The following is a 2517-nucleotide window of genomic DNA, read 5'->3' as shown; positions in this document are numbered from 1 at the left end:
TCAGAATGACTTGTCTTTTTTGTGTTTTGTAAAATAAACTTGTAATTAATGTGGGCTCTATGAGTAAGTTTATCTAACAAGAAACAACTTTATTTTATTAGAATTTCACATTTAAGTAGCATACCTTCAGAAAAATATGACTAAGCTTTAAAGTCTATTTGCTAACAAGAATATATATACGAAGTATTACCCTCTGGAGCCTACTCACACCCTCTTTTATTTCTGCAGTTGTTAAATGTCCATACCCTATAATAATTCGATTGTAATGTTTTCCTTTTTCAATGGCGTGATCTTCCACAGGATATACTTTCACTCCGAGTTGTTGGATTTTCTCAAGTAATTCTTTTGTGAATTGAACTTGATTGAATTCAACAATCAGATGTAATACTGTAAAATAACCGAAAATATTGATTGTATTTGAGAATGTTGATTTTAATTGCTGGATAAGGAAGTCTCTTCGATTTTTATAGATTTTTTTCATCTTCATAATATGCCGTTCCAAATAATCTTCAGCAATAAATTTAGAAAGGATAAGCTGATTTAAAGAAGGTGTATGTAAAACGGAATGAACATATAAAAGCATATGTTCAACAATCCAATGAACTCTATACGTTATTGTTACAAGCTGCGAAACGCTTTGTCACCGGAGAAACGAGACATGAGGGGATTGGGACGGCAAAAGAACTAATTACAAAAGGTTATCATACTTCACTAGAATACATAGGGGAAAATACTCTTGATATAGAGGGATGTTATAAAGCAAAAAAATGAGTTTTTGAATCTTATTGGGGACATAGGTACTCTATCTATGAAACAAACAGTATCACTTGATTTATCTCATATTGGATTGTCTATAGATCCAGAAATATCTTATATTCATTTAATGGAGTTGGCAGAGAAGGCGAAAGTACATGGAACTACCCTTATGATAAGTATGGAAGAATCATCTAAAGCAGCGGACATTCTTTCCATTTATAAAAAGGTAACTGAGCAATATCATAATGTAGGGATAACAATACAGGCACATTTATACCGCTCAAACAATGATATTCAAGAACTCCTTCATTATCCAGGAAAAATAAGAGTTGTAAAAGGTGCCTATCAAGAAGTTCCGGATATTGCTATGCCTAGATCAACTGATTTAAATCAACAGTATCTTCAAATTGTAGAAAAACTAGCTGAAAACCATCACCCTGTATCTATAGCTACACATGATGAAATTCTTATTAAAGAGATGGAGCAACGTCAATATTTTAGTCACCCTAATGTAGAAATAGAAATGTTATATGGAATTCGTCCGGATATGTTAAGAGATTTGAAAAACAAAGGACATAACGCTAGAGTATATTTGACTCGTGGAAAATAACGGTATTTATATTTATGTCATCGGATAGCCGAACATCCAGAAAATCTATATTATGCAGTGACAGATATGATACATTCACCTTTACCAGAGTAGAGAATATTGAATAGACATTTAATACTAAATGTAAAAATGATGTTGGTTGTTGCTTAAAAATAAGAGCCGGATTTTTCTTAGAATAGAAATTCCGGCCCATTTCATATTGAAATTTTTTTAGTATATATTTGCGTTAAAGGCGGACAGCACCTCTGTAGGTATTGAGGGGATTATGATTTATAATTGTGCAGCCGCCGTATACCTTGTTGTAGAATTGTTTTTGTATGGTTGTGTATTGTATTCTTAGGGGGAGATAGAAACAAAGGAAATTATGATTCTATATGTATTTTAAAAGGGGGATATATACTAGAAATGAAACTAAATGCTTTGTTAGTGAAAGGATTCGCTCTTTTAGCGGTAAAACGTAAATATAGGTATGGGATAAATATCTATTAATGTTATATAAAAAGTGAAGTAATGAAAGGAACGAGTATTCTGCATATGTTTGTTCGGTGCACTTGATCAATTGAGGTATGTATTTTTAATCCAGTATATGTGTTTAAAAAGGAAATGCTATTAATCAATTCAAACCTTGAGCATATCTTAAATGTTTATTAAGAGAATATAGCTGTATGGAAATAGATGATACTAAAGATGAAGGAGATATAAGGCTGATATTTCAGTGAAAAAGGGATAGTTAATAAATATATTAGTGTGCTTCTATATATTTACGAGTAAACAGATAAGCAACTATTACTTCATATAAGTAGAACTTGGGACTCTATAACTAGAGTAGTATATGAGTGTATTATGGATTTTTGTATCGTTGTCTGTTATAAGAATACGTATATCTTCAATCGTTTCTAATAGAGGGTGTGATAAACAAAGAGGTATTAATATTTATTAAAATAAGATTGTTAGTTTCGCTAGGTAAAAACTTCTGTACAAATTAAGTCTAGGGTTTAAATTAACTTGAATATATTTTGGAAGAATAGGTTAAATAGAAGCAGAAGGTAGCTTTTCGGTAATGAATCCTTGGAGAGGCGTATCTAGTTAAAAGAGCATAAAAATATTAACTTGAATATCTTTATAAAAATGTGTTGACGATTATACAAATG

The 2517-nt window shown here is 31.1% G+C and carries 2 pseudogenes; one reads left to right on the top strand and one right to left on the bottom strand.

Annotated elements, in window-relative coordinates:
* Positions 1-154: 154 nt before the first annotated feature.
* A pseudogene (locus CN409_RS30950) lies at positions 155-631 on the bottom strand (MocR-like pyridoxine biosynthesis transcription factor PdxR); the annotation flags it as partial.
* Here CN409_RS30950 and CN409_RS30945 point away from each other — a divergent pair.
* A pseudogene (locus CN409_RS30945) lies at positions 550-1459 on the top strand (proline dehydrogenase family protein). The pseudogenes CN409_RS30950 and CN409_RS30945 sit on opposite strands and share 82 nt — an antisense overlap.
* The last annotated feature ends 1058 nt before the right edge of the window (positions 1460-2517 follow it).

It is taken from the genome of Bacillus sp. AFS012607 (assembly GCF_002558005.1).
Classification (GTDB): Bacteria; Bacillota; Bacilli; order Bacillales; family Bacillaceae_G; genus Bacillus_A; species Bacillus_A thuringiensis_S.
Note: the sequence above shows the minus strand (reverse complement) of the source record. Positions and strands in the feature narration are given on the sequence as shown.